We start from the raw sequence: 3,380 nt of genomic DNA on the forward strand, positions 1-3,380 counted from the left end.
TATCTAAATATGCTGATCATTTACCACTGTACCGTCAGCGCCTGATCTATCAACGGGCTGGTGTTGATCTTTCTCGATCTACTCTTTCAGATTGGCTTGGTCGCTGTGGTGTTGAACTAGAACCTCTAGCCAATGCCTTAAAAGAGGTGGTGTTGCAACAGCAGGTGATTCATGCAGATGAAACACCAGTCACCTTCATGCAACTTGGTGATCAAGAGAAAAAACCGAAAAAAGGTTATGTCTGGGCTTATGCCAGCACACAATACAATCCTATTCAGGCGGTGATCTATGACTTCCAGCCGAGTCGTTCAGGTCAGCATGCAGAAGACTTTCTGCAAGACTGGCAGGGTCATTTGGTCTGTGATGATTACAGTGGCTATAAAGCCCGTTTTAAATCAGGTCAAATCATTGAAGTGGGCTGCATGGCACATGCGAGACGTAAATTCCATGAACTGCATGTGACTGGGAAAAGTCAAATTGCTGAACAGGCATTAGTACTGATGCAAAAACTCTATGCGATAGAAGCAGAACTCAGACAAGCGACCATCAATACAGCACAACAACGCTACGACTATCGGCAACAACATAGTCAACGGGTGATGCAACAACTGTATGTATGGCTCAACCAGCATGCTCTCAAGGTGCCACCGAGTTCTGCCACAGCCAAAGCCATCAATTATAGTCTAAAACGTTGGCGTGCTTTAAGCCGCTATCTAGATGATGGCAATTTACCTATAGATATGAGCAGCATTGCTGCGCAAGGGGTAGAAAACCAGATGCGTCCCTGGGCCTTGGGACGTAAAAACTGGCTGTTTGCAGGTTCTCTACGCAGTGGTCAGCGAGCGGCGAATATCATGACGCTGATTCAGTCAGCAAAATTGAATGAGCTGGATCCGTATGCCTATTTAAGTGATGTGCTGAAAAGACTACCGACACATAAAGTGACCCAAATAGAAGAATTACTACCACACCGATGGAAACCTGATCCCCATTAAAATATAGCGATGGGGTTCAGCGGATGCTTACGTTTGATCTCAATGGAATAATGGGAATCATATTCTTGTTCTTGGCATATATTCTAATGTGCTCAGCATCATACCCCTTATCAGCAATGAGATAAGTTGCCTCGTCTACCGTATCAATCAGTTGTTTTGCAACTTGACTGTCGTGGACGTCACCCTCAGTGATTTTAAAATCAATCGGTAATCCATTCGCGTCGGTTGCAAGATGTATTTTTGTTGTTCGTCCACCGCGTGATTGTCCAATTGCTCTTTCGAAACCATGCCGAGCTCCACTTGCATGTTGATGCACGCGTATGTAGCTTCCGTCAATGAATACCCATTCTTGATCCAAGATGCCTCGTAATCTAAAAAAAATTTATCCCACAATCCCTTGCTTGCCCAACGATTAAAGCGATTGTAAGCAGTTTGCCAAGGACAAAATTCTTGGGGAATATCACGCCATGTGGCGCCTGTACGCAGTTTCCATAAGATCGCTTCCATGATATTTCTACTATTCTTTGAACAGTAACAACCGTGTAATCGCATAGTATCTTGAATTTGCTGCCAGATATCATCGGTGAGAAGAGTACGTGCCATTGAAAAAATATAGAAATCAAAAGAGCTTAAAGGAGGATTTTAAGTATTTAAAACCAATTTTTCAAATGAGGACACGCCCTAATGTATTTCTCATCAAAACAAACCAATATGTCTTAATGGCCTTAAGATTAAGGTTAAAAAACTTGTAGTTTTATGCTTAGCTATATTACCTAAGATCAGCAGATGACTTTGAGTTTACTGATATTTTTCAAGTGTAACCAATATTAAAAATACTGATTCAGTCGTACAATCGGATAAATTTTGGTTAATTATTTTCAATTTTCTTTAATTATTAAATATATAACAAATACTTAAGTATTTAATATGATGCGTTCTTTACGCATCATATAAATGTTTATTTACTTAAATATTTTTTATTAGCCTAGCCGCATGCTACAACATTTTAAAATTAAATTACTTAACCCTAATCATGGATAAGCCTAATTTTACATCATTGTGAACTCAGGCTTGTTTTGATGACAGATTTGATAAGCACATAAGGATGCGTAAACTCCAGCGAAATAACCTGAAATGGAACGATGACGACTGCTTATTAGGTTGTATTGTTGCTTTAATAAGCTAAAGATTGTCTATATTTTATTGCGCTGTCTCAGCATTGCTTTATCCTCTAATGAGAGTTCTAATGGTCGCATGTTCTTGCGATGATACGTCATCAATTCAACACCTTGCGCTCCTAGCTTATCTTTTAAAATCTCACTGATATAGCCACGATCACCGAAGATCTTACCGATGTAGCCTTGAGCGAGCTTCGGTAGAAGCTTTATATAGCTAAAAACTTAAGATGAGCTACAATAGAAAAAACTCTAATCTTTAAGATCATGCCAAAAACATATTCTGTCGATCTACGCGAAAAAGCCATGCAGTTTTATAAAGAGTCAAAGCATAAATCGAAGACGTGCGAAATATTTAATATTGCCAGAACCACGCTCGATGATTGGATCCTGATCGAACAGCAGACCGGTCAGCTCAAACAACCTAAATCTCCAAATGTAGGACGCCCCTCAAAGATTCTGGACCTGCAAGCCTTTGAAGCATTTGTAAAAACAACCCCATTTACCCAAGCCAAAGATCTTATTCCCTTGTTTGAACAGCAATTCGGTTATAGCGTTGGCTATCATGTCATTTTAAAAGCCCTGAATAAGATGGGTTGGACGCGTAAAAAAAGAGTTTTCTTTACAAACAAGCCTGCAAGTTAAGCCGTGCTGTATTTGAGTGGTGTTTGCCTCAGTGGAAGCAGCAATATGGTGAAGATCACATTCTTTATATCGATGAATCAGGCATCAACACCCATGAAACCGCACAATATGGTTGGTCTCCAAGAGGTCAGCGCTGTCATGCTTTAAAGTCAGGTGGACATGGCACGAGAATCAGTATGATCAGTGCCGTCAGATCGAATACACCATTCAATTTTATTCAACCTTTAGTATTTCAAGGCTCGTGTGATCGGAATGTTTTTGTCTGTTGGTTGGAATATTTGTTGAAGGATTTAAAACAAAAGGATGAGCAGACTCAAAAATATTTGCTGATCTTAGACAATGCATCGATTCATAAAGGTCCCGTAATTGATGACTTGGCAGCACGATATCAAACAAGAATTGTTTATCTGCCTGCATATAGTCCTGATCTAAATCCTATTGAGAAAGCATGGTCTGTCTTAAAAAGTAAAGTCAGACATATGGTTGCTCAGAATAATAAAACACTTCCGGAAGCTTTGGATATTGCGTTTAGGATGATGTAGCTTATGTTTTATATTTAGCTATA

General features: G+C 39.7%; 3 protein-coding genes and 2 pseudogenes. 3 read left to right on the forward strand and 2 right to left on the reverse strand.

What is annotated here, in order from left to right; translation table 11 throughout:
• The coding region (gene tnpC / locus AC5YCI_RS16170; RefSeq protein ID WP_496175935.1) for an IS66 family transposase at positions 1-995 on the forward strand (995 nt) is incomplete at its 5' end.
• 31 nt (positions 996-1,026) lie between these two features.
• Here tnpC and AC5YCI_RS16175 read toward each other — a convergent pair.
• Both AC5YCI_RS16175 and AC5YCI_RS16180 read right to left on the reverse strand, forming a co-directional pair.
• Positions 1,027-1,598, reverse strand: a pseudogene (locus tag AC5YCI_RS16175) (IS5 family transposase); the annotation flags it as partial.
• Between the two features lie 446 nt (positions 1,599-2,044).
• Positions 2,045-2,389, reverse strand: a pseudogene (locus AC5YCI_RS16180) (transposase); the annotation flags it as partial.
• A 48-nt stretch (positions 2,390-2,437) separates the two neighbouring features.
• On the opposite strand from AC5YCI_RS16180, the gene AC5YCI_RS16185 reads away from it, so the two are divergent.
• Positions 2,438-2,815: an IS630 transposase-related protein gene (locus AC5YCI_RS16185; protein ID WP_496130285.1), complete on the forward strand. Its 378-nt coding sequence runs from the start codon at positions 2,438-2,440 to the stop codon at positions 2,813-2,815.
• 23 nt (positions 2,816-2,838) lie between these two features.
• A complete protein-coding gene (locus tag AC5YCI_RS16190; RefSeq protein WP_496130284.1) occupies positions 2,839-3,357 on the forward strand; it encodes an IS630 family transposase in 519 nt (172 codons plus the stop codon).
• The last annotated feature ends 23 nt before the right edge of the window (positions 3,358-3,380 follow it).

Source organism: Acinetobacter sp. CY17 (genome assembly GCF_059515825.1).

Bases quoted from the DNA above. Each gene is read 5' to 3' on its own strand.
- AC5YCI_RS16185 (WP_496130285.1), top strand. From the start codon at position 2,438: ATGCCAAAAACATATTCTGTCGATCTACGCGAAAAAGCCATGCAGTTT.